The organism is Methylobacterium sp. Leaf108, from assembly GCF_001423265.1.
Lineage (GTDB): Bacteria > Pseudomonadota > Alphaproteobacteria > Rhizobiales > Beijerinckiaceae > Methylobacterium.
In genome coordinates this window covers 494221-516946 of the sequence record NZ_LMND01000001.1, presented here as the reverse complement: position 1 = coordinate 516946, position 22726 = coordinate 494221, and the positions used below count along the sequence as shown (strand labels likewise).

Here is a 22726-nt window from a genome sequence, read left to right as displayed (position 1 = left end):
TTCGGCGCCGGCGGGTCCCAAGGGCGCGGAGAATCGCCGGCCCGGCGGTCACCCGCGCACCATCTCCTCCACCCGAACCGGTTCGCACGCGGGTGGCTCCGGCGGCGGTACGGCGGCGCGGGCCCGCGCCTGGAGCGTTCCGATGGTGCGCCACGCCAGCGCGACGGCCGCGATGCCGAAGGCGACCGAGCCGATGCCGACCCCGGCGATCACCCCCGCCGGCCCGTACATGGCGCCGCCGAGAAGTGCGGGCGGCATCGTCCCCAGGGTCGAGCGGCCCCAGTTGAGGGCGGTGGAGAGGAACGGGAAGCCGAGGTTGTTGAAGGCGGCGTTCGACAGGAACAGGAGCCCGACGAAGAACCAGACCGGGCCGCTGACGAGGCAGAAGAACAAGAACAGCTCGGCCGCCACCCCCTGGAGTTCGAACAGGGCGCGCAGGGGCTCGCGCAGCACCACGAGCAGCGCCCAGACCACCCCGGTGTAGACTGCCGTGACGAGGGCGCCGCTGGCCAGCACCTCGCGCATGCGGTCGAACCGGCCCGCCCCCCAGTTCTGTCCGAGGATCGGCCCCACCGACCCCGACATCGCGAACAGGCCGCCGAAGGCCACCGGCGTCAGGCGGTCGACCACCACGTTGCCGGCCACCGCCAGGGCGCCGAACTGCGCCACCGCATGGGCAATGAAGGCGCTGGCCACCGAGGGCGCGAGGTTGGCGAGCACCGCCGGCAGGGCGATGCGCATCATCTCGGGCGCGTCGGCGACCACGTCGGCCAGGGTCGGGCGGGCGACGAGGTCGTTGCGGCGCACCCCCCAGAACCCGATCAGCGCGAAGGTCGCGCGGGCGATGCAGGTGGCGATGGCCGCCCCGTCGACCCCGAGGCCGCAGCCGAAGATCAGGATCGGGTCGACGATCGCCGTGACGATGCCGCCGCCGAGCGTCACGTACATGGCCTGGCGCGCCGCCCCCACCGCCCGCAGAAGGCCGGAGAACATCATCCCCGGCGCCATCAGGAGGGTGGAGGGCAGGACGATCCAGAGGAAGCGCTCGGCCACCGGCAGGGTGTCGGCATCCGCGCCGATGAAGGTCAGGGCCGGGCGCATCAGCGGCAGCGTCACCGCCACGAAGAGGGCGGCGGCGAGGATGCCGTGGATGGTGGCGGAGGCGGCCAAGCGCCGGGCCCGGGCGCCGTCGCCCCGACCGATCGCCCGCGAGACCAGGGCCCCGGCCGCGATCATCAGCCCGATGGTGATGGCGATGCCGAAGAACTGGACGATGGTGGCGAACCCCACCGCCGCCGTCAGCTTCGGGTCGCCGAGCTGCGAGACGTAGAGGAGCGACAGGAGGTCGACCACGAAGATCGCCATCAGCCCGATCGAGCCGGTGGCGCTCATCACCACCACGTGGCGCAGGATCGAGCCGCTGAGGAAGCGGCCGGGATCGTTGGCGGTGGTTCCGGTGGCCGCGGCGCGGGGCTCACGCATCCTGTGCGCCGTCCGCCTTGAGGGCGCCCTCGGTGTCCAGGGTGCGGGTGGCCGCCTCCTGGCGCTGCGAGGCGATGATGCCGCGGGTCTCGGCGTTGAGCGCCCGCGAGGGCCGGCGCGGCGCGGTCAGCGGCTCGGGCTTGACCTCGGAGGTGCCGCGCATCCAGCTCGCGTCGGGGAGCGCCCCGGCCTGCTGCAGGACGAGGCGGGCGATGTCGCGCTTCCTCACGTCGGTGGCCACGGCGGCGGCGGCCTCGGCCGAGAGCCCGAGCCCTTCGAGGGTGGAGCGGCCGAAACTGAGGGCCGATTCCACCGTCTCGCGCAGGTGGAAGTCCACGTCGCGGTTCATGAGGGCGATCGATTGGGTGCGGTCATAGGCCCTCACATAGGTCCGCACCGCCGTGAATTCCTCGTGCACGATGTCGACGATCTTGAGGGTCGCCTGCGGGTCGTCGACGCAGATGCAGACGAGCTCGGCCTTGCCGATGCCGGCCGCGCGCAGCACGTCGAGGCGCGTCCCGTCGCCGTAGTAGATCCGGAAGCCGAAGCGCGAGGCGCTGCGGATCTGGTCGACGTCCTTGTCGATGACCGTGACGCTGATGCCCTCGGCCAGCAGCACCTGGGTCAGGATCTGGCCGAACCGGCCGAACCCGATCACCAGCACCCGCGCCTCGGCGGATTCCACCGTGTCGGGCACCGGCTCGGGTTCGCTCGGGCGCCGCGCCAGTACGGCGTCGAGGGCCTTGGCCGCGACCGGGCCGACGAGCATGGTCAGCGCCGCCAGGGCCACGGCAAAGCGGGTCGCCTGGCCGTCGATGAGGCTGAGCCCGCCGCCCACGGGAAGCACCACGAAGGCGAACTCGCCGGCCGGGGCCAGGATCGCGGCGCCGCGCACCGAATCGAGCCAGGACGAGCCGAACAGGCGGAACAGCCCGGCCACGATCCCGATCTTGACCAGGATCGCCAGGACGGTGGCGCCGAACAGCGGCGCCCAGGCGGTCTTGAGGAGACCGCCGTCGATCGACATGCCGACGCTCATGAAGAACAGGCCGAGCAGCATGCCGCGGAAGGGCTCGATGTCGGCCTCGAGCTGGTGGCGGAAGTTCGATTCGGCCAGCAGCACGCCCGCGAGGAAGGCGCCCATGGCCATCGAGAGCCCGACCTTCTCCATGAGGAGCGCGGTGCCCAGCACCACCAGGAGGGCGGAGGCCGTCATCACCTCGCGCGCGCCGCTGGCCGCCAGCAGGCCGAAGAACGGGTTGAGGCCGTAGCGCCCCACCAGCACCACCGCACCGATGGCGCCGCCGACCTTGGCGAAGGAGACCAGGGCCTCGCCGAGCCAGCCCGGATCGGTACCGCCCCCGGTCGAGGCCATCAGCGGCATCACCGCCAGGATCGCCACCACCGAGATGTCCTGGAACAGGAGCACCGCGAAGGCGCGCCCGCCGTAGGGGGTGCCGAGGTCGCCGCGTTCCTCGAGGAGCTGCAGCGCCACCGCCGTCGCCGACAGGGCCAGGGCGATGCCGACGATGAGGGCGGCGGCCGGGGCGAGCCCCATCGCCACGCCGATCAGCCCGAGCGCCAGCGCGCACAGCACCAGCTGCGCCGCGCCCAGGCCGAAGATGTCGCGCCGCATCGAGACGAGCCGCGAGATCTCGAGTTCGAGCCCGACGATGAACAGGAGCAGCACCACCCCGATCTCGGCGACGCTGGCCGCGGTCTCCGGTTCGGCGATGAGCGACAGCCCGGCCGGGCCGATCACCACCCCGGCCACGAGGTAGCCGAGCACCGCGCTCTGCCCCACGGCGCGGAAGATCGGCACGCCGATCACCGCCGCCGACAGGAAGGTCAGGACCGGCGGCAGGAAGCTCGCATGATCGGCGGCGCCAGCCATCGCGTATCCGGGGTGAGGGGAGGGCGGGCTCTCCTTAGCGCAGGCCGGACCGCCCCGCCACGCCCGTCATCCGGTGCGATCGCCGCCGGGAGGGCCGGCGCGTGTCACCGCGCACGTCGCACCGACCGCATCGCGCGGTTCCGGTCAAAAACCATGGGCCGAAGAACGAGCGCGACTTGAATGCTAATGGCCGGACGTCTGCCGTTCCGCAGGCGCGGTGCCCTCGTTCCGGCGCGGATACTTCCGATCGAAGGCCTTGCCCGACAGATAGACATACAGAAGACCGCCGCCGGCCATTAGGAGGGCTAGGAACACCAGTTCGCCCGTCATGGCCTCACTCCTCACTTCGCAGCCCGAAACGTAGCGCGACCTGTCCGGCAATATGTAGGCCGATCCCGACGATGTACCAAATCGGGTGGTACTCGATGACGAGCGTCATCGGATCCTTGATGAGGGGTACGACGATCGCCGTCGTCAGGACCGCCGCTGCCAGTGTGTTCACACCGCTGGCGAACAGCTTCACCCCTTCATTGTGGCCCTTCGCGGCCAGCTTGCGTTCCGACGAGTCGCCGGAGGGAGGGTTTTGGGGCGGCTCACCTGCACCTCCCTTCAACTCTGAAGATGCCGGAGGTATCGTAGAGACTAGCCCGCCATCCTTCGTTACCAAGCGAAGGGTCGATTCGTGCATGGGCGGCATTGGTATCAAGCCGATCTAGATAATATCGTATAGTTGAAAACAAATGTATAATTATCGGGCTGGCCAACAACATTGATATAATAACTCAGAAAATATAAACTCTTATCATCGGTCGCAAATAGCGTATCAATTACAGTGATGGCATTGACGGATTGCCAGATGATTTCTAGATCTATCAATACGGTGTCATCGCCGATTAGGTTGACGCTGGTTGAATTGGTTTTTCCATCATTGACAATTCTGTGACTAAAGACAATCGAGTAGGAAGGAATTTCAACAAAGGGATAGATTGATATGAGGTCGCCGCGACGACCGATGATCGAGCCTGATGCCACGACCTCGCGATCATTAAGTCTGGACCGAACGTGTCCCATCGATCCGTCCTCATTGGCTGCTAAAGGCTTGGCTTGCAGGAGCCATTACATGCGGCCTCTCGGTAGCCGCCGCGCCGGTCCTGCATCCTAGGGTGTCAGGCCTGTCCAAAGCCAGTCGCTTCGTCACCGCGCACGTCGCACCGACCGGCGTTCGTCGCGGCGCGCCACCAGCAGCACCGAGGCGTCGCCCTCGCCGCAGGACGCGTCCGCGACGTCCTGCCTGACGAGGCCGATGTCCTTCAGTTCGCGCTCGGACATCGCCGAGAGCTGGCGCAGCACCCGTCGGTTCATGGCCTGGCGCGAGAGGGTCCGGGCGATGTGGGCGACGGCGCGGGTCGCGAGGTGGCGGGCGGCCGCGAGGGCGGAGGGGCCGCGCGGGCTGTCCAGGGTGGTGGGTAGGGTCCTCGTCATGGCGGGCACTCCTGATCGGCGTTGCGATGAGGGGAGAATGGACCGGCGGGGCTGGCGGCGACAGGAACGGTCCAGTACGATTTCGACGAATTGTCCGGTCGAAACGGCAGTACAGATGAAGCCGCAGCCCGCTCCCGAACCCACCCGCGTCGGTCTCGTCACCGCCGCCATCACCGAGCGCATCGCCGGCCGGCACCTGGCGCCGGGCGCGCGCCTGCCCTCGGTGCGGGCGTTCGCCGAGACCATGGGCGTGTCGAAATCCACCGTGGTCGAGGCCTACGATCGGCTCGGGGCCGAGGGCGTCATCGTGGCCCGGCGCGGCTCGGGCTTCTACGTCGCCGGCAAGACCCGGCCGCTCTGCCTCAAGACGGTGGGGCCGCAGCTCGACCGGGCGGTCGACCCCCTGTGGATCACCCGGCAGTCGATGCAGGCGGGGCCGGACCTGCTCAAGCCCGGCTCGGGCTGGCTGCCGTCGTCGTGGATGCCGACGGAGGCGATCCGGCGGGGCCTGCGCCAGCTGGCGCGGGGGCCGGACCGTCCGCTCGTCTGCTACGACCAGCCGATGGGGCTGGCGCCCCTGCGTGCCCAGATCGCCCGGCGTCTGGCCGAGCGCGGCGTCGAGGCACAGGCCGACCAGATCCTGCTCGTCGACTCCGCGACGCAGGCTGTGGACCTGCTGTGCCGGTTCCTGATCGAGCCCGGCGACACCGTGGTGGTGGACGATCCCTGCTACTTCAATTTCCATGCGCTCCTGCGCGCCCACCGGGTCGCGGTGGTGGGCGTGCCCTACACCCCGGCGGGGCCGGACGTGGCGGCGCTGGAGACGCTGTTCTCCACCCATCGCCCGCGGTTCTACCTCACCAATTCCGCCCTCCAGAACCCGACCGGGGCGAGCCTCAGCCCGGCGGTGGCGCACCGCATCCTGCGGCTGGCGGAGGCGCACGACACCCTCATCATCGAGGACGACATCTTCGGCGACCTCGAAGCCGACCCCTCGCCGCGCCTGGCCGGCTTCGACGGGCTGGAGCGGGTGATCCAGGTCGGCAGCTTCTCAAAGACCCTCTCGGCCTCGATCCGCTGCGGCTACATTGCCCTGCGGCCGGACTGGATCGAGCCGCTGATCGACCTCAAGCTCGCGATGAGTCTGGGCAACGGCCACCTCTCGGCCGACCTCATGCACCGCCTCGTCACCGACGGCAGCTACCGCCACCACGTCGCCGACGTGCGCGACAAGCTTGCCCGCGAGATGGGGCGGGCCGCCCGGCGGCTGGAGGCCTGCGGCCTGACCCTGTGGACACAGCCCTCGGGCGGCCTGTTCCTGTGGACGCGGCTGCCGGAGGGGATCGATTCCGGCGACGTCGCCCGCCGGGCGCTCGCCCGCGGCGTGGTGCTGGCACCGGGCGCCGCCTTCAGCCTGTCGCCGCTGGGGGGGCGCTTCCTGCGCTTCAACGTCTCCCATTGCGCCGACCCGCGCATCTTCACGGTGCTGCAGGATGCGATGGCCGGGTGATTCGGTTTCCGCTTGAATCAAGCGGGGGCCGTATCACCAAGCCAGCGCGGCGGCTGAGCGAAGCCCATGTCCGCATCACGAAGTGATCACCTGGAAATAGTATGAGGCGGACGATCGCCTCCTTCAGCGCGCCGCCCGGCCCCGGAGGGAGGCCGGCTGTCCCGGCAGCGCCAGCCTGACGCCGGTCTCGACGATGGTGTCCCCCTCGATCCGGTAGACCCCCAGCGTGCGGTCGACATAGTTGCCGACGTAGACGAAGGCCCCCGAGGGCGAGAACGCGATGCCCTGGGTCACGGCGCCGGCCGGGGCCTCGCCGAGGCGTCGCACCGCTCCATCCTCGCCGATGCCGAGGAGCGCCACCGCGCCCGTGGCCGTGAAGGCGGGGCTGGCGTGCGGGGCGGCCGCGCCGCGCACCACCGCCACCGCCGCACGGCGCCCGTCCGGCGCGATCGCCAGGGCCTCGGGCGTGTCGCCGATGCCGATGTGGTCGCGCACCACCGGCCGGGCGGCGTCGGCCCGGATGACGCTGACCGTGTCGGCATGGCCGTCGCTCGGCTCCGTCCCGGTGTTGCCGGCCAGGACGAGGCGGCCGTCGGGGCTGACATCGAGGCCGTAGGTGTTGGCCCCCACCGGCATGTCGAGGCCGGCCTCGTAGGTGACGCGCGGGCCGTCGAGGGCGAGCACGCCGATCGTGCCGGCCTTGTTCTTGGCGACGTAGGCGCGCCGTCCGTCCGGGGCGATCGCCACCGCGGCGGCCTCGCCCTCGACGTCCACGGTGGCGACCACCCGCACGCTCGTGCCCGAGATCGACAGCGCCGTGACGCTGCGGCCCTCGCGGTTGGCCACCAGCGCCAGGGTGCCGGTGCGGGCGATGGCGAGCCCCGAGGGCTGGCGCCCCACCCTGATCGTCTCGACGAGGCGCGGCGGCGTCGCGGCGAGGTCGACGACGTGGAGACGGTCGTCGGCCTCGGCATACCAGGCCTCGCCCTCCCGCCGCATCAGGACGGAACTCGCCACCAGCCCGAGGCGCCCGTCGGGGGTGATCTGCAGGTTGGTGGGCGGCCCGTAGACCGAGTTGTCGAGGGGCATGACGTGGGACAGGCGCGGGTTGGCCTCGTCCGAGACGTCGACGACGGCGAGCGCATCCTGGCCGTTCGGGCCGTTGCGACCGCCCTCGGGCGTGAAGAAGGTCTTGCCGTCGAGGCCCACCAGGAGGGCCTGCGGCGGTTCCGCGGCCGCCACGGGCATCGCCGCTACCAGGCCGGCCAGACAGACCCCGATGACGCGCATCCCGATACTCCCGACCCCGGCCGTGAGCGGCCTCGGCACGACAGGTAGGACGCCCGGCGGCAGGGGCCAATCCGGGAGGAGGTTCAGGATTTGTTAACGAGCCCGCGATCTACGATGAGGGATTATTCACGGAGATGACACGTGCGCGCCAAGACCTCCCTCGGATCGGTCCGGCATGGAGCCCGGATCCTGCTCACCGCCGGCCTGATCCTCGGTGCCGGCCTTGCCGGAGCGCAGGCTCGGGACGGCCGCAACGGCGCCCTCATCGGCGGGGCCGCCGCCGGCGTGCTGGGCGGCGTCGCCCTCGGCGCCCTGATGAGCGGGGCCCAGGCCGCGCCGCCGCCGCCCGTCTATGCCCGCCCGCGGCCGGTCTACGTCGAGGACGTCGAGCCGATCTACGTGCGGCCCCCGCGCCGCGAGCCGATCTGCCACATGGAGCGCCGCAAGGTCTGGCTCGACGACGTCGAGTTCACCTATCGCCGCGTCGAGGTCTGCGAGTAGGGCCCGGGCGGGCTGGCGAGCCCGCCCGTGCGTCCCCATGTGGACGGCCATCGGGGAACAACGGGCGGGGCCGACGAGTCGGTCCCGTGAACACGCGGATTCCCCGTGTCGCTGGACCCGTGTCGCGCGGAACGGGCCATGCCGGCAAGATCGGCCCCGATCGCCGACGTTCCGAAACCGTTGCCCCGGCGCGGTTCTGCTGGGACAGGGCCGCCGTTCCGTGGACGAGGGTGAGCCTGCCATGGCGACGATCGCGTTCGACAACAGCTACGTCCGCCTGCCCGAGCGCTTCGTCGCCCGTGTCCCTCCGACCCCCGTGGCCGCCCCGCGCCTGATCCAGGCGAACGCCGCCCTGGCCGAGACCCTGGGTATCGATCCCACGTGGCTGTCGAGCCCCGAGGGCGTGGCGGTGCTGGCCGGCAACGCCGTTCCAGAGGGCGCCGAGCCGGCGGCGATGGCCTATGCCGGCCACCAGTTCGGCAACCCGGTGCCGCAGCTCGGCGACGGTCGCGCCGTGCTGCTCGGCGAGGTCGTCGGTCGCGACGGTCGCCGCGACATCCAGCTGAAGGGAGCCGGCCCGACCCCGTTCTCCCGCCGTGGCGACGGCCGCGCCGCCCTCGGCCCGGTCCTGCGCGAATACCTCGTCAGCGAGGCCATGGCGGCCTTGGGGATTCCCACCACCCGGGCGCTGGCCGCGACGCTCACCGGCGACACCGTGATCCGCGAGGGCCGCCTGCCCGGCGCCATCCTCGCCCGCGTCGCCSCCAGCCACATCCGGGTCGGGACCTTCCAGTATTTCGCCTTCCGCGGCGACACCGAGGGCCTGCGCCTGCTGGCCGACCATGTCGTCGCCCGCCACGATCCCGACCTCTCCGGAACCGAGCGGCCCTATCCGGCGCTGCTGGCGCGCATCGTCGCGCGGCAGGCCGGTCTCATCGCCCGCTGGATGCTGGTGGGCTTCATCCACGGCGTCATGAACACCGACAACATGGCGGTGTCGGGCGAGACCATCGACTACGGCCCCTGTGCCTTCATGGACGCCTACGACCCCGGCGCGGTCTTCAGCGCCATCGACGAGCACGGCCGCTACGCCTTCGCCAACCAGCCGCGCATCGCGCAGTGGAACCTGACCCGGCTGGCCGAGGCGATGCTGCCGCTCCTGAACGAGGACGTCGATGCGGCGGTGGCCGAGGCCCAGGCGATCCTCGAAGGGTTCGCGCCGGCCTTCCAGGCGACGTTCCAGGCGGGCCTGCGGGCCAAGGTCGGCCTGCGGACCCAGGAGCCCGACGACGTGGCGCTCGTGCGCGACCTGATGGAGGCGATGGCGGCCGGCCGCGCCGATTTCACCCTGACCTTCCGGCGCTTGGCCGATTGTGCCGCCGACCATGGCGCCGATCCTGGCGCCGACGACGCGCTGGCGGCCCTGTTCGACGACCCCGCCCCCTGCCACGCCTGGCTCGCCCGCTGGCGCACCCGGCTTTCGAACGAGCCGGACCGGGGCCGCCGCGCCGCCATGCGGGCGGTCAACCCGGCCTTCATTCCGCGCAACCACCAGATCGAGGCGGTGATCGTGGCGGCGGTGACGCGGGACGACTACGCCCCCTTCGCCGCTCTCCTGGAGGTGCTGGCCACCCCCTTCGAGGACCAGCCCGACCGGGGAGCCTACGCGCTGCCGCCGCGCGAGGAGGAGCGGGTGCTGCAGACCTTCTGCGGAACCTGAGCGAGCGTCAGCGCGGATTGGTCCAGGTGGTGGAGGTCGGTACCGTGGAAGCCGGCCGCGGCTCGGCCTGAGCCACCGGGCGCGCGGCCGGCGCGGCCCTCGGGGCGATGCGCGCCACCGCCGGCTGGCGGCGGGGCCGCACGGCGCGGGCCCTGCGGCTGCGCCGTGGACGGGCGCTTTCGGAATTCGATCCGACCACGCCGCCGACGATGCCCCCGACCACGGCGCCCAGCGGCCCGGCCACGAGCGCCCCGGCCACCGCCCCGGTGCCGACGCCCACCGCGGTATTGTTGCGGGCCACGGCCGGCTGCGGCAGCGCCACGAAGCCCACGAGCAGGCTGCCCGAGAGGGCCAGGAGGCCGAGGGTGTTCCTGCGGCTCGAGAAGGGTGTGGTCATCGTCGCCTCGGTCGGTGTTTCACCGCCGCGCCTGCCAGTCGAGCGTGACGAAATCGGGGCCGACTCCCCGGCTCCCATCCGCGCTTCGCCGTCCGGGCCGGTGCGACGGCGGCGTCGGAACGGGTGGCTTCGGCGAACCGGGCCCTCACGCATCCGGCCGTCGCGCCGCGTCATCCTCGGATCGGCGCTCGCGCAAGGCCTATTCCCGGTCGCTCAGCCTGATGTTCCTCCAGGCGCGCCTACGGGTCGAGGCGGCCCTGCCGGAATCGATCGCGTTCGGGTCGATCGGTCAGTGCCGTTTGAAGGTCCGCGATCGCTTTTTGCGGCACGAGAATCGTGATCTCACCGTCATCCGGTGCTTTGAAGCGGACGGCGATGGTATCCCCGCCGTCGATCGGCTCGACGCCGATGAAGCCGGCCACGGATACGACTGTGGGAAGCACGGCGTGGGGCACGGATCGGCTCCGATCTGCGCTCGCTCGCGCGACGTTGTTCTATCGGGCCGCCATTAACATAATGTCGACGTCAACCAAATCGTGAGCGATCGATCCTCAAGTCTCCGAACCGAGGCGGACGCCATGCCGAAGCGTCGATCCGCGTCGATCATGACCATCGCCCGGTCATTCCGGGACGCCGCAGGCGAACCGGGAACCCGCCGCCGCCGCCGCTAGCGACGGTGGATCCCGGGCGCCGCTGCCCCGCCCCGGGATGACGGGGCAGTAGCATCTGCGCGGCACGCGACGCCGGTCACCCGAGGTCGAGACCCGGGATGCAGCCTTGCGCGCGGTGGCCGGTCCGCAACCCGCGATACGGCGAAGGGGCCGCCTCCCGGCGACCCCCTCCACCTCGTCCTCGCGGTGCGGACACCCCGGCCCGATCAGCGCGGCGGGGTTTCCGCCTGCTGCTGGATCAGCGGCGTGATCCGGCGCACGGTCACCCGGCGGTTCTCGCGCGAGGGGCCTTGCGTGTTCACCTTGAGGTTCTGCTCGCCGTAGCCCTGGGTCGTCAGGTTCTCCGGCGGCACCTGGAAGGACTGGGTCAGCACCGTCGCCACCGATTGAGCGCGCCGGTCGGACAGCGACAGGTTGTCGACGTCCGCCCCCACCGCGTCGGTGTAGCCCTCGATCAGAAAAACCTCCTGCGGATTGGCGCGGATCGCCTGGTTGATCGCAGCCGCCATGGTCGAGAGCCGGGCGGCCTGGTCCGGGGTCACCGTGAACGAGCCGCTCTCGAAGGTGATCGTATCGATGTCGACGCTGCGCATGCGGGCGCGCAGCTGCGGGCTGTAGCGGACCTGGTCGAGGGTATAGCGCCGCCCCACCGGCTCCACCGGCGGTGCCGACAGGGTCTCGTAGAGGGTGCGTTCGTCGGCGCCCTCGTAGTCGACGATGTAGCGCTCGCGCGGGATGCGCAGGGCGGGCGGGGGCAGGTCCACGACGTCGTCGTAGATCGGGCGCGGCGGGCCGCCGATGGCGTTGTCGATGATCACGACCTCGCGGCCGTCGCGGAACCGGCGTGAGCGCCGCAGCAGGCGGCCGTCGTCGTCGACGATGGTCACGATCTGCTCTCCACCCGGACGGTCGAGATAGGTCACGGTGTCCTCGCCGCGGCGCTCGCTGCGGAAGCCCCGGCGGTCGAGGTCGCGGAAACGCTCGTTCTCGTCGTGGCGGATGAAGGTGCGGTCGCGGTCGCGCACGATGATCCGGCCCGGCTCGCGGATGAAGGTGCGGCCGTCCTCGCTGTACTCGCGCCGGTCGCGCCGGACCTCGTCGTAGCTGCGCACGTCGACGTCGTCGCTGCGGAAGCCACCCTGGACGTAGCCGGGGCGGCCGGGCGTGTTGAACCGCTCGCGGCGATCCTCGCCACGGCCGGCCGGGTCACCGGGCAGCCCGGCGCCGGGCCGGCCATCGGGGCGCACGCCACCCTGCGGCGCCTGCCCCGGCACGACGGCACCGGCCGGCGTTCCCGGAGCGACGGGCGCGGCGGCGCCGGGGGCGGCCGCCGGCGGTGCCACGGGACGACCCGGCACGCCGGGCGCCGCGTTCGGTGCCTGCGGCGGTTGCCCGGCGGCCGGGCCCTCGGCGCCCGGCGGGGTCACGGGCCGGCCGGGGACGCCCGGAGCGGCGTTCGGAGCCGGGCGGGGCGCCTGCCCGTCGGCGGCCGGCGGAGTCACGGGCCGGCCGGGCACGCCGGGAGCCGCATTGGGAGCCGGAGTGGCACCGGGGGGCGAGGGCCGCTGGCCCGCAGGCGCCTCCGCACCGCCCGGCGTCACCGGGCGACCCGGTACGCCGGGCGCGGCGTTCGGGGCCGCCGGACGCGGCGGCGTCTGTCCGTCCGCGCCCGGAGGAGTCGCCGGGCGAGCGGGGGGCGTATCGGGCGTCCGCGGCCGCGTGGCGTCCGGCTGGTCCGGCGCGCGACGGCCCGGCTCCTGACCCCGCTCCTGACCCCGCTCCTGGCCAGGGGCCCGGCCGGCGGGCTGGTCGGGACGGTCCTGTCCACCACGCTCCTGCTGCGGGCGGCCTTGGCCACCGCGCGGCGCGTCGGCGGGCGGGGCGGCACGGGGGGCGGGGGCGGCATCGGGACGTCCGGCCGGCTCGGATGCCGGACGCGGCGGGCTCGCCCGCTCGGGCTTGGGCGCCTCGGGACGGGCCGGTGCCTCCCGAGCTGCCGGTGCCTCTCTTGGGGGGGCCTCTCTCGCGGGCGCTTCCTTCGCTGGCGCCTCGCGGCGGGCCGGAGCGTCCTGCCTGGCAGGAGCCTCCGGTCTCGCGGGAGCGTCCGGTCTCGCGGGAGCCTCCTGGCGGGGTGCCGGAGCCTCGCGCGGCTCGGGCCTGCGCTCGGGGCGCTCGCCACGAGGCTCGGGCCGCTCGGCCGGCGGCTGGGCCGCACGGGGTTGGGGTCGCTCGCCGCGGGGTTCGGGGCGTTCGGCCGGCGGGGCCGCGCGGGGTGCGGCGCCGGCCGGCGGTCCGCCGCGGGGCTCGCCCCTCTCCCGACCCGGCCCTTCTCCCGGACCCGCCTGCGCCAGCATTGTCCGCTCGGCCTGCGCGCCGGCATAGGCGGCGGAGACATCGGACAGGACGAGGGCCGGCAGGACGGTGCCGGTCAGAAGGAGGAGGCGGATGGGCCGCATGAAGTCACTCTCGCGTCGTTGAAGTCCCCTTCGAACCGGGACGCACGCGAGATCGTTCCATGATGCGGTGTCATGCAACCTGCGCGGCACCCCGCGCAGGCCGCTCGTTCAAGGGGTCCCGAACCGGGCCGGGGCCGCGATGATGGTGGGTGCGATGATGCGGATGGGCGGCGGCTCCGCGGGCGCGGAAGCCGTCCGCTGGACGGTGGTGCCGGCCTGGGCCGGGTCCGCGTCCGACACCACCGCGGCACCGCGGCTGGCCGCATCGGCCGCGAGGGAGGCCGCGGTCTTGTCGGCCCGGCCGACGAGGGTCAGGCGGACCTTCGGCCGAGACATCGCCTCGGCCTGCATCGGGGTGACGAAGATGTCGCCCTTGTGGCGCACCATCATGCTCTCGGCCTTGACCAGGGATTGCGCCCAGGTGCGCCCCTCGGCCTTGCACGAGCAGTTCGGGGTGAAACTCTTCTGGAACTTGAAGGCGTTGGCCAGCGAGACGTAGGCGCGGCTGCCCTTGATCGTAGCGGCCTGGCGCAGGGCGTCGTCGCCGTGGGGCATCGAATAGGCGGCCGCCTCCGCACCCGGGCACAGGGCCTGGCACAGCTCGTCGGCGCCGCTACGGCCCTCGGGCAGGTTGGTCATCGGGAAATAGGCGCCGTCGCAGCTGCGCACGCAGATCACCTGGCTGCCGCCCCGGGCCCGCGCCTCGCCGAGGGAGGCCTCGGTGACGGAGGCGGGCCGGTTCTGGTCGGCACAGGCGCTCGCGACGGCGGCGTTCAATTGCCGGCGGCGCGCGGCCGTCACTTCGCCGTTGTCGCCACCGTAGCCGGCGTTGAGGGCGCGGATGCGCTGCTCCACCGCGCCGCACTGGGGCGGGCGCGTATCGAAGAACAGGAACTTGCCGCCCTCGCAGTTCAACGTCCGAAAATAGGCGTTGAGGCGGCCGATCTCGTTCTGGAGCGCGCGGGCGGTGTCGGCCCCCGCGCTGAGGTTTGCGAGCTCCGCCTTGTAGCGCTGGCAGGAATAGGTGTCGGCGGCGGCCGGCAAGGCCGTGGCCGCGAGCATGGCGGCGGCGCCGGCCAGCATGCGGCCGATGCGACGCAGGACGGGGAGGCGGATCGCGGAGGGGATCAGCGGCATGACCTGACAGCAACGGGGGTTGAGCTTGGCGGTTCCGTCGAATCGACGAACGATCGGTTCGGCGATTCGTCCGGCCGCCGAAGCGAGGCTTTTGTATCCGCCCTGGCCAACCGGCGACAGCCTTCCCACATCCGCCCCGGTTCCTAACGGGGGAAAGATCCAATGATGTGGCTTCGTGGTCTCACAGCGCGGACGGCGGTATCCGTCGCGCTCGCGTCGGGCATGGCGCTGGCGGCGGCCGCGGGGCCGGCGGCGGCGGCCGACGACCCCGACCGCATCTTCGACAAGTCGACGGTGTGGCGCCCGCTCACCCCCAACGACAAGCTCGTGGTCTACGGCATCGACGATCCGGCGGTGGCCGGGGTCGCCTGCCACTACACCCAGCCCGAGAAGGGGGGCATCAAGGGAACGCTGGGGCTGGCCGAGGACGTCTCGGACATCTCGCTCTCCTGTCGCCAGGTCGGGCCGGTGAGCTTCAAGGGCGAGCTCAAGCAGGGCGAGGTGGTGTTCAGCGAGCGCCGCTCGCTGATCTTCAAGTCGATGCAGATCGTGCGCGGCTGTGACGCCAAGCGCAACACGCTGATCTACATGGTCTATTCCGACAAGGTGGTGCAGGGCTCGCCCAAGAACTCCACCTCGACGGTGCCGCTGATGCCCTGGGGCACCGAGCCGCCGCCCAAGTGCGGCGACGTCTTCAAGAGCTGAGCGCGTTCCCGCGAGACCTCAATCCTGGCAGCTGATCTTGATCGGCGGGGCTTCGGCCGGCTTGACGGGGGCCTCGATCGCGCCGGTGTAATCCTCCGGCGCGGCGATGCCGAACGCGCCCGCCGAGGCGAACCCCTGCGATTCGCACCAGGCGTCGGCCACCACCTGACCGCAGCCGCCGCTCCCCGACGACAGGCAGTCGCCGACGCCGTAGCCTTCGGCGGCCGGGATCAGGAAGGTCTTCTCCACCTTGGTCGCCTTGGCCGGCGCCTGCTGCGCGAAGGCCAGGGTCGAGAACAGCCCGAGGGCGAGGCAGGCGCTGAGGCACACGGCCGGACGACGCATGGGGAGACCTTGATCGAAGCGGGGGGTGAGGTTGCGGTGCGGGGAAGGTCGGCGCGAGAGATTGGCGCAGGAGATTGACGATGGTCGAAACTGTCGATCGGGCCGGTAAACAAAGGCTTTCGGCCGTTCGTTTAATCCCCTCCCTCGTTCCGGGCCGGCTTTCCCTCTCGAAGTGATCACCCTTTTGCGGTAGCCCGAATGCGGCGCCGATGCCGTCGCCTTCCCGCAACAGCGCGGGAAACCCGGCGCGGCCGCCGTCCCCGGACCGGGCCCGGCCGCTCACGGGAAAACGATGTCGGGGCAAGGGGATCCCGCCCGGGCATCGCCGTGCGGGGGCACGGGGCCGGCCGGGATGCAGCAGGGACGAGACACGCTTTCATGGAACCGATGTTGCGGCTCTACAACACGCTGACCCGCGAGAAGACGGCCTTTTCGCCGATCGATCCGACGCACGTGCGGATGTACGCCTGCGGCCCCACGGTCTACGACGCGGCCCACATCGGCAACGCGCGGCCGATCATCGTCTTCGACCTGCTGTTCCGGCTGCTGCGCCACCGCTACGGGGCGGGCCAGGTCACCTACGTCCGCAACGTCACCGACGTCGACGACAAGATCAACGCGCGGGCCGCGGCGCGCGGCATCTCGATCCGCGACCTCACCGACGCCACCCTGGCCGACTTCCACGCCGACCTGCGCCGGCTCGGCGTGCTGATGCCGGAGGACGTGAACGTCGACGGGCAGCGCCCCCGCTTCGTCGAGCCGCGGGCCACCGACCACATCGCCGAGATGGTGGCCATCGTCGAGCGCCTCGTCGCCTCGGGCCACGCCTACGTCGCCGACGACCACGTGCTGTTCGACGTGCCGGCGATGCATGACTACGGCGCGCTCTCCCGGCGGCCCCTGGACGAGATGGAGGCGGGGGCCCGCGTCGAGGTCGCCGCCTACAAGCGCTCCACCCTCGATTTCGTGCTGTGGAAGCCGGCCAAACCGGGCGAGCCGTCCTGGCCCTCGCCCTGCGGGATCGGCGCGCCGGGCCGTCCGGGCTGGCACATCGAATGCTCGGCGATGTCGTGGAAGCATCTCGGCGAGACCTTCGACATCCACGCCGGCGGCATCGACCTGATCTTCCCCCACCACGAGAACGAGGTCGCCCAGTCCCGCTGCTGCTTTTCCACCGACGTGATGGCCAACGTCTGGCTCCACAACGGCTTCCTCCAGGTCGAGGGGGAGAAGATGTCGAAGTCGCTCGGCAACTTCGTCACCCTGCGCGCCGTGCTGGACGACTGGCCCGGCGAGGTGGTGCGCCTGGCCATGCTCAAGACCCACTACCGCCAGCCGATCGACTGGACCCTTCGCGGGCTGGAGGAGGCGGGCCGGATGCTGGACCGCTGGTACGGCGTCGTGGGCGACGCCGCGCCTGCGCCGGACGTGCCGGCGGCCGTGCTGGAACCGCTGCTGGACGACCTCAACACGGCCGCGGCGCTCGCCGAACTCCACCGCCTCACCGACCCGGCCGCCCTCAAGGCGGGGGCCGGCCTGTTCGGCCTTCTGGCCGCGACGCGCTCGCAGCGCGAGGCCGGCGCCATCCTCGCGGCGGGCATCGACGTCGAGCGGGTCGAGGGGCTGATCGCGGAACGCAAAGCGGCACGGGCGGCCAGGGACTGGGCGGAATCGGACCGGCTGCGCGACCTCCTCCTCGGCCTCGGCGTCGCGATCAAGGACAACAAGGACGGCGCCACCACCTGGACGCCGGTCACATGATCGCCCCGTCCGATCGCCAACCGATCATCGTCGCCGATGCGGGGCCACTGATCCGGCTGGCGGCTGCCGGCATCCTCGACACCGTGCGCGGTCTCAACCGGCGCATCGTGCTGGTGGACCGGGTCGAGGACGAGGTGGTCGGCGATTTGACCAGACCGTTCGCGGCCGACATCGCCGCCTGGATCGCCGGTCTGGGAGACGCCGCCCTTCGCGTCGAGACCGTGGTCGGCATCGGCGTGGCTTCGCTGCGCGCCCGGAGCCGGACGCCACAGGACGAGACCCTGCTCAAGAGCGCGTTGCGCGACTCGGGCGAGCAGGCCTTGCGCGAGTTCGTCGGCCACTGGCATCCCGAAGACGCCGCCTCGGCGGTGGTCCTCTACGAGGACCGCAAGGTCGCGACCCTGTTCCTCGATGTCGATTTCCCCGTGACGCTCATGACCACGCGCGCTTTCGTGGCCACGGCGACGCGGTGGGGCATCAACCAGGACGCGGTCCTCGCGTTGGAATCCATCGCCGACCGCTACGACCTGAAGCCCGCGTTGATGGCGGAGATCGATCCGACCCAGCCGGTCGACCTGCGGATGCTGCCCCGGCCGCTGCCGCCGCAGCGATAGCGGCCCGCCCGATCAGAACCGCCGGGCGATCGCCGTCTCGGCTTCCGGCGAGATCGCGGGCCGCGCCTCGCGCAGCATCGCCACCGCCGCCTCGGCATCCTCGGCGACGAGGTAGTTGAGGTCGAGGCCCTCGCGGATGAAGCCCTGCTCGCGCATGTGGTCGAGGAGGACGAGGAGCGGCCGCCAGAAGTCGGCCACCGAGACCAGGACGATGGGCTTCTCGTGGCGGCCGAGCTGGGCCCAGGTCATCTGCTCGACGAGTTCCTCGAGGGTGCCGATCCCGCCGGGCAAGGCGACGAAGGCATCCGAGCGCTCGAACATCAGGCGCTTGCGGGTGTGCATGTCGGACACGACGATGGTCTCCTGGATCTCGTCGAGCATGCGCTCGCGCGACTTCAGGAAGTCCGGGATGATGCCGGTGACGTGGCCGCCGTGCGCCAGCACCGCGCGCGCCACCGTGCCCATCAGGCCGACGTTGCCGCCGCCGTAGACGAGGCCGATGCCGGCCTGCGCCAGGGCGCGGCCGAGGCCTTCTGCGGCTCGCGTGAAGGCGGGGTCTCCCCCGAAGCCCGAGCCGCAATAGACGCAGACCGTCCGCACCGGAGCCGGTTCGACCGGCGTCATGCGCATGCTCCGGCCCGGCGGTCCGGCGGTCCCCCGCCGAGGCCGGCGGGGCGCCCGTCCAGGGGCCAGACTACCGAGGGGAGGGGCGCCGGGCGGCTCGCGGCCGCCGAAAGGTTTGGTGTTCCAGTCATGTTCGCTATTATGTCGCCGTCCATCGGTGGTTTGTCGACAGCCGCCGAGCGAGATTCGTCGGCCTGTCCGCCGGGTTTCCGAACGCGTTTGGAGTGAAGCGCCATGACGGCGGAGTTGCGGCGGAGCCTCGTCCTCGCCGGTGGAGGCCTGGTCGCCGGATTCGCCCTCGTGCTGGCCCTGTTCGGATCGGGACAGGTCTGGAAGAGCATGACCGGGGGCGAACCGGCCGCCGTCGCCCGCCTGCCCGATACGGCCGTGCCCGGCCCCGACGATGGCAAGTCCGGAGCTATCAAGCCTGGGGACGTCAAGCCCGGGGATGTGGCGTCCGGTGTGTCGCCGGCCCCGCAACGCTCAGGGGAGGCGGGCAAGGACCAGCCGGGAAAGCCCCGGCCCGCCGGAGAGCAGATCCCGGCACAGCCGCAGACCCTGCCGGCCGCCGAAGCGGGGGCGCCGACCTTCGACATCATCCGGGTGGAGCCGAACGGCGACTCCGTGATCGCGGGGCGCGGTGCGCCCAACACCACCGTCGAGCTGATGCGCGACGGCGAGCCGATTGCCCGTGCGCTCATCGATCCCTCCGGCCAGTTCGCCATCGTCCCGCCTGCGCTGCCGTCCGGAAACAGTGAGATCACCCTGCGCATCACCGGCGCCGACGGGCAGGTCCGGCGCTCGCGCGAGAGCGTCGCCGTCGTCGTGTCAGGCAACCGCGATGCCAAGCCGTTGATCGCCCTGAGCGCGCCGGACCGGCCGACGGTGGTGCTGTCGCAGCCCGATCCGGCGCCCGCCGCCCCGGCCCCCGTAGCGGAGGAGGCGGGTCGATCCCCGGCCAAGTCGCCGAAGTCCGCCGAAGCGACGTCCGCCGATGCGAAGTCCGCCGATGCGAAATCCGCCGCGGCTAAGGGAGCGCCCGGTCCGGAGGCCGGCTCGGCCCCGAAGGCGGCGGCGTCCACCCCCGAAGCGCCCCGGCCGGCCGCGGCCCCCGTCAAGGTCGTCAGCGTCGACGCGGAGGAGGGCGGCCGGCTCTACGTGACCGGGCAGGCCTCGCCCGGCGCCACCGTGCGGCTCTACCTCAACGACACCCTCGTGGCGCCGGGCAGCGCCGGCGCCGACGGCCGTCTCGCCTTCGCGATCGGCCGGGGCGTCTTGCCGGGCGCCTACCGGGTGCGGATCGACGAGGTCGACTCGGTCTCCGGCAAGGTCAAGGCGCGCTCGGAGGTGGCCTTCGCGGTACCGGCGGCTGCGCCTCCCAAGGCGGCGTCCAGGCCCATGGGCGGTGGAGGCCCGGCCCATGAGCGGGACACCGTCGCCGTCGTGCCGGCCCTGCCGGAGGCTGCGGCGCCCGCTGCCGGCGGTGCCGACGCCAGGCGAGCCGCCGCCCAATCGGTGGAGCCCAAGGTCGCCGATCCCAAGGTCAACCATCCCAAGCTCGCGGATTCCAAGCTCGCCGAGCGCCGGCCCCCGGAGGGCGCGCAGCCGCCGTTCCGGCCCGCCGAACCGCCGCGCGCCGAGACGCCCGCCCCCGGTGCGCCGGAGCGACCGGGCGCGATGGCGCGCAGCGACCTCGCGCCGGCTCCCGCCGTGACGGCGCCTTCCCGCATGCCCGCGCCCGAGAAGCCGGGCGCCGAGAGTCCGGCCCTCCAGGCACCCGCTCTCCAGATACCTGCCCCCGGACCGACGGCGCGGCCGGGCGCTCCCGAGCGCACCGTCTTCATCCCCGAGATCGGAACCGCCAGGATCGCGCGGGGCGACAACCTCTGGCAGATCAGCCGCAAGGTCTACGGCAAGGGCACCCGCTACACGGTGATCTTCGACGCCAACCAGAGCCAGATCCGCAACCCCGACCTGATCTACCCCGGCCAGATCTTCGTCCTGCCCACCGACGGCGCGGCGGCCGTCCGGACGGAGGAGCGGCGGGGGTGAGGGGCGGCGGGGGCCTCGACGACCTCGCCGGATGAGCCATGAGCCCCCCACGGCGCCGGGCGGGGTTGCGCGCGGGCGCCTGTCGCGGCCTCGCACGCGGCCTATATGCAGCGGGTCTCCTCACCGTTCCTGGAAAACCCGTTCCCCATGAAGCCCGATACCGCGACCGCGGCGACCGGAGCCGCGCCGTCCGCGCGCCCCGGCCTCGTCGCCACCTACCGCCGGCTCTGGCCCTATCTCTGGCCGCACGGCCGGCCCGACCTCCAGCGCCGCGTCTTCCTCGCCTTCGGCCTGCTGATGGTCGCCAAGGTCGTGACGATGGTGACGCCCTTCACCTTCAAATGGGCCACCGACGCGCTGGTGGCGATCGCCGGCGCCAAGGACGGCACGCCGCCGGCCGAGGTCCCCACCGGGATCTTCGCGCTGCCGATGGTGATGATCGGCCTCTACGGCCTGTCGCGGGTGCTGATGGCCGGGCTGACGCAGGTGCGCGACGGGCTGTTCGCCAAGGTCGCCATGAACGCGGTGCGGCGCCTGGCACTCCAGACCTTCGAGCACATGCACCGCCTCTCCCTGCGCTTCCACCTCGAGCGCAAGACCGGCGGGCTGACGCGCGTGCTCGAGCGCGGGCGCGGCGGCATCGAGGAGCTGTCGCGCCTGATGGTGCTGACGCTGGTGCCGACCGTCGTCGAGTTCGCCCTCGTCATCGGCGTCCTCGCCTACGAGTTCGACTGGACCTATTCGGCCGTCGTGTTCGTGATGGTGGCGGCCTACCTCGGCTTCACCTGGAAGGCGACGCAGTGGCGCATCGAGATCCGCCGCCGGATGAACAGTTCCGACACCGACGCCAACACCAAGGCCGTGGATTCGCTGCTCAACTTCGAGACCGTGAAGTACTTCGGCGCGGAACGGCGCGAGGCGGAGCGCTACGACGGCTCGATGGCGAAGTACGAAAAGGCCTCGACCCAGACCTACGTCTCGCTGGCCATCCTCAACGCCGGCCAGGCGCTGATCTTCACCATCGGCATGACGATCGTGATGTGGTTGGCTGCCCGCGACATCATGGCCGGGCGCACGACGCTGGGCGGCTTCGTGCTGGTCAACACCATGCTGATCCAGCTCTCGATGCCGCTCAACTTCATGGGCATGATCTACCGCGAGATCAAACAGGCGCTGATCGACATCGACGACATGTTCCAGATCCTGCACCGCAACCCCGAGATCGCCGACCGGCCGAATGCGCCCGCGCTCAAGGCCGGCCCCGGCGTGGTGCGGTTCGAGGACGTGCATTTCGCCTATCATGCGGACCGGCCGATCCTGCGCGGGGTCAGCTTCACGGTGCCGGCCGGGCGCACGGTGGCCATCGTCGGCCCCTCGGGGGCGGGCAAGTCGACCCTCTCGCGCCTGCTGTTCCGGTTCTACGAGCCGCAAGGGGGCCGGATCACCATCGACGGCCAGGACATCGCGGACGTGCAGCAGGCCTCCCTACGCGCCGTCATCGGCATGGTGCCGCAGGACACGGTGCTGTTCAACGACACCATCGGCTACAACATCCGCTACGGCCAATGGGACGCCAGCGACGCGGCGGTGCGCGCCGCCGCCGGCCTCGCCCAGATCGACCGCTTCGTGTCGAGCCTGCCGGAGGGCTACGACACCCCGGTGGGCGAGCGCGGCCTCAAGCTCTCGGGCGGCGAAAAGCAGCGGGTGGCCATCGCCCGCACCATCCTGAAGGGCCCGCCGATCCTCGTCCTCGACGAGGCGACCTCGGCGCTGGACAGCTTCACCGAGCGCGAGATCCAGGACGCGCTGGACACGATCTCCAAGGGCCGCACCACGCTGGTCATCGCCCACCGCCTCTCGACGGTGGTGAACGCGGACGAGATTCTGGTGCTGGACAAGGGCGTCATCGTCGAGCGCGGCAGCCACGACGTGCTCCTCGACGAGGGCGGCGTCTATGCCGCGATGTGGAATCGCCAGCGCGAGGCCGACGAGGCCCGCGAAATTCTCAAACGGGCCGAGGAGGACAAGGCGTCGGACGCGCGGGCGGGTGCGGCACGGGTGGCCGAGCCGGCCGAGTGAGGATCC

The 22726-nt window shown here is 71.7% G+C and carries 21 protein-coding genes; 8 read left to right on the top strand and 13 right to left on the bottom strand.

The features are described from left to right. Positions 1 to 48: 48 nt before the first annotated feature. The 6 genes from ASF39_RS02410 to ASF39_RS02395 form a co-directional block, all read right to left on the bottom strand. Entirely contained in the window at positions 49 to 1482 is a 1434-nt protein-coding gene (locus ASF39_RS02410) for an MATE family efflux transporter (protein ID WP_055879897.1), read from the bottom strand. Continuing rightward, entirely contained in the window at positions 1475 to 3376 is a 1902-nt protein-coding gene (locus tag ASF39_RS02405; RefSeq protein ID WP_056280801.1) for a monovalent cation:proton antiporter-2 (CPA2) family protein, read from the bottom strand. The genes ASF39_RS02410 and ASF39_RS02405 overlap by 8 nt, the downstream gene beginning before the upstream one ends. A gap of 183 nt (positions 3377 to 3559) precedes the next feature. Next, positions 3560 to 3706: a hypothetical protein gene (locus ASF39_RS20910; RefSeq protein ID WP_156387513.1), complete on the bottom strand. Its 147-nt coding sequence runs from the start codon at positions 3704 to 3706 to the stop codon at positions 3560 to 3562. A gap of 4 nt (positions 3707 to 3710) precedes the next feature. Then, a complete protein-coding gene (locus tag ASF39_RS02400; protein WP_056280799.1) occupies positions 3711 to 3899 on the bottom strand; it encodes a hypothetical protein in 189 nt (62 codons plus the stop codon). 179 nt (positions 3900 to 4078) lie between these two features. Beyond that, positions 4079 to 4408: a hypothetical protein gene (locus tag ASF39_RS20905; RefSeq protein ID WP_156648277.1), complete on the bottom strand. Its 330-nt coding sequence runs from the start codon at positions 4406 to 4408 to the stop codon at positions 4079 to 4081. Positions 4409 to 4570: 162 nt separating this feature from the next. Continuing rightward, entirely contained in the window at positions 4571 to 4858 is a 288-nt protein-coding gene (locus ASF39_RS02395) for a DUF1127 domain-containing protein (protein ID WP_056280798.1), read from the bottom strand. Between the two features lie 115 nt (positions 4859 to 4973). Here ASF39_RS02395 and ASF39_RS02390 point away from each other — a divergent pair, with 115 nt between their 5' ends. Beyond that, on the top strand, positions 4974 to 6368 hold the full coding sequence (locus tag ASF39_RS02390) for a PLP-dependent aminotransferase family protein (RefSeq protein ID WP_055879883.1): 1395 nt from the start codon (positions 4974 to 4976) through the stop codon (positions 6366 to 6368). Between the two features lie 123 nt (positions 6369 to 6491). Here the strand turns inward: ASF39_RS02390 and ASF39_RS02385 are convergent, their stop codons facing one another. Next, positions 6492 to 7658: a YncE family protein gene (locus ASF39_RS02385; protein ID WP_056280796.1), complete on the bottom strand. Its 1167-nt coding sequence runs from the start codon at positions 7656 to 7658 to the stop codon at positions 6492 to 6494. A 204-nt stretch (positions 7659 to 7862) separates the two neighbouring features. Between ASF39_RS02385 and ASF39_RS02380 the strand changes: the two genes are divergently transcribed. Both ASF39_RS02380 and ASF39_RS02375 read left to right on the top strand, forming a co-directional pair. Next, on the top strand, positions 7863 to 8159 hold the full coding sequence (locus ASF39_RS02380; protein WP_244472254.1) for a hypothetical protein: 297 nt from the start codon (positions 7863 to 7865) through the stop codon (positions 8157 to 8159). A gap of 241 nt (positions 8160 to 8400) precedes the next feature. Next, positions 8401 to 9879, top strand: coding sequence for a protein adenylyltransferase SelO (locus tag ASF39_RS02375; protein WP_056280793.1), 1479 nt, complete (start codon positions 8401 to 8403; stop codon positions 9877 to 9879). Between the two features lie 7 nt (positions 9880 to 9886). On the opposite strand, the gene ASF39_RS02370 is transcribed toward ASF39_RS02375, so the two are convergent. From ASF39_RS02370 to ASF39_RS02355, 4 genes are all read right to left on the bottom strand, one after another. After that, on the bottom strand, positions 9887 to 10276 hold the full coding sequence (locus ASF39_RS02370) for a hypothetical protein (protein WP_056280791.1): 390 nt from the start codon (positions 10274 to 10276) through the stop codon (positions 9887 to 9889). A gap of 239 nt (positions 10277 to 10515) precedes the next feature. Further along, positions 10516 to 10698 (bottom strand): hypothetical protein, encoded by a 183-nt coding sequence (locus ASF39_RS02365; protein WP_156648275.1) that lies wholly within the window; start codon positions 10696 to 10698, stop codon positions 10516 to 10518. A 455-nt stretch (positions 10699 to 11153) separates the two neighbouring features. After that, a complete protein-coding gene (locus ASF39_RS02360; RefSeq protein ID WP_056280786.1) occupies positions 11154 to 13403 on the bottom strand; it encodes an OmpA family protein in 2250 nt (749 codons plus the stop codon). A gap of 108 nt (positions 13404 to 13511) precedes the next feature. After that, positions 13512 to 14540 carry a DUF2865 domain-containing protein gene (locus ASF39_RS02355; RefSeq protein ID WP_055879858.1) on the bottom strand — a complete coding sequence of 343 codons (1029 nt, stop codon included), beginning with the start codon at positions 14538 to 14540 and terminating at the stop codon, positions 13512 to 13514. 162 nt (positions 14541 to 14702) lie between these two features. Here ASF39_RS02355 and ASF39_RS02350 point away from each other — a divergent pair, with 162 nt between their 5' ends. Continuing rightward, the gene (locus ASF39_RS02350; protein ID WP_055879856.1) at positions 14703 to 15245 is read left to right on the top strand and encodes a CreA family protein; all 543 of its coding nucleotides are present in this window, start codon (positions 14703 to 14705) and stop codon (positions 15243 to 15245) included. Between the two features lie 18 nt (positions 15246 to 15263). On the opposite strand, the gene ASF39_RS02345 is transcribed toward ASF39_RS02350, so the two are convergent. Further along, on the bottom strand, positions 15264 to 15590 hold the full coding sequence (locus ASF39_RS02345; protein ID WP_055879854.1) for a hypothetical protein: 327 nt from the start codon (positions 15588 to 15590) through the stop codon (positions 15264 to 15266). Between the two features lie 378 nt (positions 15591 to 15968). On the opposite strand from ASF39_RS02345, the gene cysS reads away from it, so the two are divergent. Continuing rightward, positions 15969 to 17351, top strand: coding sequence for a cysteine--tRNA ligase (gene cysS, locus ASF39_RS02340; protein ID WP_055879850.1), 1383 nt, complete (start codon positions 15969 to 15971; stop codon positions 17349 to 17351). Next, entirely contained in the window at positions 17348 to 17965 is a 618-nt protein-coding gene (locus ASF39_RS02335; protein WP_056280783.1) for a hypothetical protein, read from the top strand. The genes cysS and ASF39_RS02335 overlap by 4 nt, the downstream gene beginning before the upstream one ends. Before the next feature lie 12 nt (positions 17966 to 17977). Here the strand turns inward: ASF39_RS02335 and ASF39_RS02330 are convergent, their stop codons facing one another. Then, entirely contained in the window at positions 17978 to 18589 is a 612-nt protein-coding gene (locus ASF39_RS02330; RefSeq protein WP_055879846.1) for a TIGR00730 family Rossman fold protein, read from the bottom strand. Between the two features lie 234 nt (positions 18590 to 18823). Between ASF39_RS02330 and ASF39_RS02325 the strand changes: the two genes are divergently transcribed. Together ASF39_RS02325 and ASF39_RS02320 are read left to right on the top strand one after the other, a co-directional pair. Beyond that, entirely contained in the window at positions 18824 to 20641 is a 1818-nt protein-coding gene (locus ASF39_RS02325) for a LysM peptidoglycan-binding domain-containing protein (RefSeq protein ID WP_056280781.1), read from the top strand. Between the two features lie 147 nt (positions 20642 to 20788). Then, on the top strand, positions 20789 to 22720 hold the full coding sequence (locus ASF39_RS02320; RefSeq protein WP_082494294.1) for an ABC transporter ATP-binding protein/permease: 1932 nt from the start codon (positions 20789 to 20791) through the stop codon (positions 22718 to 22720). Positions 22721 to 22726: the final 6 nt, after the last annotated feature.